Annotated in this window: 3 protein-coding genes; all 3 read right to left on the reverse strand. The window is 54.5% G+C overall.

Going from position 1 to position 2,361, the window contains the following annotated elements; genetic code table 11:
* Positions 1 to 58 precede the first annotated feature (58 nt).
* Positions 59 to 1,156 (reverse strand): hypothetical protein, encoded by a 1,098-nt coding sequence (locus BMZ42_RS17665; RefSeq protein ID WP_139208012.1) that lies wholly within the window; start codon positions 1,154 to 1,156, stop codon positions 59 to 61.
* A gap of 84 nt (positions 1,157 to 1,240) precedes the next feature.
* Positions 1,241 to 1,471, reverse strand: coding sequence for a hypothetical protein (locus BMZ42_RS17880; protein WP_139208013.1), 231 nt, complete (start codon positions 1,469 to 1,471; stop codon positions 1,241 to 1,243).
* A 352-nt stretch (positions 1,472 to 1,823) separates the two neighbouring features.
* Positions 1,824 to 2,099 (reverse strand): hypothetical protein, encoded by a 276-nt coding sequence (locus BMZ42_RS17670; protein ID WP_091525201.1) that lies wholly within the window; start codon positions 2,097 to 2,099, stop codon positions 1,824 to 1,826.
* Between the last annotated feature and the right edge of the window lie 262 nt (positions 2,100 to 2,361).

Genomic DNA, 2,361 nt, shown 5'->3' on the forward strand with positions numbered 1-2,361 from the left:
AAATTGCTCATCAGTCAGGCTCCTATACGCCCGTCTGAATCACACCCATTCCTCTAAATCAATGGGTCCTGAGCCTAGCTTGGGCCTCGTAAAGCTTCTTTACGAGGGTGACGATACTGCCATTGTAATCTCCGCGGACGCTCATGAACGCATCAAAGATAGAACCCTTCTTATCTGTGTCGAGCGCCGTAGCCAATCCAGCCAACGCGACGGTGTATAGCTCTTCCTCAAGCGCATCGACCCGCTCGAGGCCTGCCGCAGAGGCGGCTAGTGATTTGTAATAGCTGATGATGTCGGCACGATCTCTAGCCAGGGCATTTACAAGGCTTGTGAACGTATCAACATCATCTGTCGTATAAAGAGATTGCAGCGCCGCTTGCTTGTTCAGTTCGGTCCTGATGTGCGTCGCAACAGCCGCCTTGATCTGCTCGATTGTTGTGAAGTCCCCGAACAGGTCTTTGATCTCTTTCACACCAGCGCCAACAGCGTCGATACGCCCGCCTGTCATAGGGAGTTGTACCAAGTTGCCAGCAACCTCGAGCGCCACGTCGTGTGCTCGGATTAGCTGTATGAAATCCGCAGGATTTGTCGCTGCGTTGAACGCAACGACCAGCGGATCTACCGGCGGGGGCGGCGTCCCACCGCCGCCACCGTCGCCCGGATTAGGCTCCGGCTGCGGTTCGGGCGCGGGCTGCTCGAAATTCGGCGGCAGCACGGCAGGAGCATCAACGCCCGGAGGCATGACAAGCTTCTCGCCGCCAACTGGAATGAAATCTGCCGGAAGGGGTATGTCTCTCGGTGTGGAATAGCCTTGCGGCGCAACGAAGGTTGCCAGGAATGGCGCAACTTCCGCAACGCGCCCCATCAGATCATTGTAATCGCCGCTCCTGATTGCAGCTTGCGCTTTGAGATCACTGGCAAACTGCGCCAAACTGATGCCATTGCCCAGGTTGCGGCCTTCCGCGTAGCCATGATTGATGAAGTGATCGTACGCCGTCGTATGTCCGCCGCGAACGGCGTTAGCCACGTCGGGGTTGGCGTCCAGATATCCTTTGAGGTCAAAGAAGGGCGCGGTGTTGCGCACTTCGAACTGACCATGCAGCACAAAGTGCTCGAATGCTGATTTGAACGCGCCGGACTTGATAGCCTCGGACACGTCTGTGTTGACTGTCGCATATACGGAAGGGCTAAAGAAAAACGATGGGCTTCTGCCCTCATACTGCCCGAACGACATAAAGTGTTAGAATGCATTGATAAATCCGCTTCTCACCGCCTCGGCAACGTCTGGGTTTGCACCCAGATACAAGCCCTGATCGAAGAACGGTGACGGGGATCTGTTTTCGTATTTGCCATACAGATCAAAATGCTCCCGGGCAGTTAACAGCCGCTGCGCTACAGCTGCCGCCACATCCGGATTCGTTCTCAGGTAGAATTCTTCGTTAAACAAACCAACCCCCAGCCAAGTTGCCAATATTAACACCCAACAAAAGACTGGCTACAGGAAAGCATGTATAGTAAATATGTCAATATAGATTCCAGCAATTCATGGAATTATTAATTACAGAACAAAAGAAGTAATTTAAATTGATTACTGGAATCATGTACGCTGAACAAAGAAATTACTGAACTCCTGCACTGGTTTTTCGTCAGCACCACAGAGCGACTTGACCTTGAGTGGTCTTGATCTGCATTTGAGAATGCCATGATCGTTTTACGCGCACTGGTCCCGTCTTATTCCGGCAAAGGCTCCGCCAGCGGGAGCCAGCGGAGCTAACAGGCCAGAGCATCGCGACGCATGAGGCGCTGCCTGGGATATCGGGCGGCTATTTTTTCAGTGCCTGCTTGCTGTTCGCGCCCGCCGGCTTTCCATCTTCATCGGCCAGCGCCATTCCACCATGCTTGGCGCAGATCCGTTCGGCCTGGTACTGCGTGGGCTGCGTCTGGCCGTTGCCGATGATCCAGCGGTGACCATCGACGCATTCGCCCGACCATTTGCCGGTCTGACTGTTGAAGGTGAGCTTGTAGGCATGTGCCTGGGCGATCGGAGCAATCAGAATTGCGGCAGCAACTGCGATCTTGGCCAGAGATTTCGTATTCATGGTTCTTCCTCCTCATTGCTTGAACAATAAGAAGATATTTGCAGAGCCAAGTTGAACCGGGTCTGAATAGCACCGTCATTGTGCATTCACTGCAACCGGTTGCTGAGCCGACAAATTCCCGGGCCAGCAACCAGTCGTGTTGAAGCGGCGTGACCGGCCCCTACCCCCGCTTGTTCTGGCGATGTTCGACGAGGTCGTCGACGACGGTGGGGTCGGCGAGGGTTGAGGTGTCACCGAGCGCGCCGAAATCGTCCTCGGCGAT

Source organism: Aquamicrobium aerolatum DSM 21857, assembly GCF_900113935.1.
Classification (GTDB): domain Bacteria; phylum Pseudomonadota; class Alphaproteobacteria; order Rhizobiales; family Rhizobiaceae; genus Aerobium; species Aerobium aerolatum.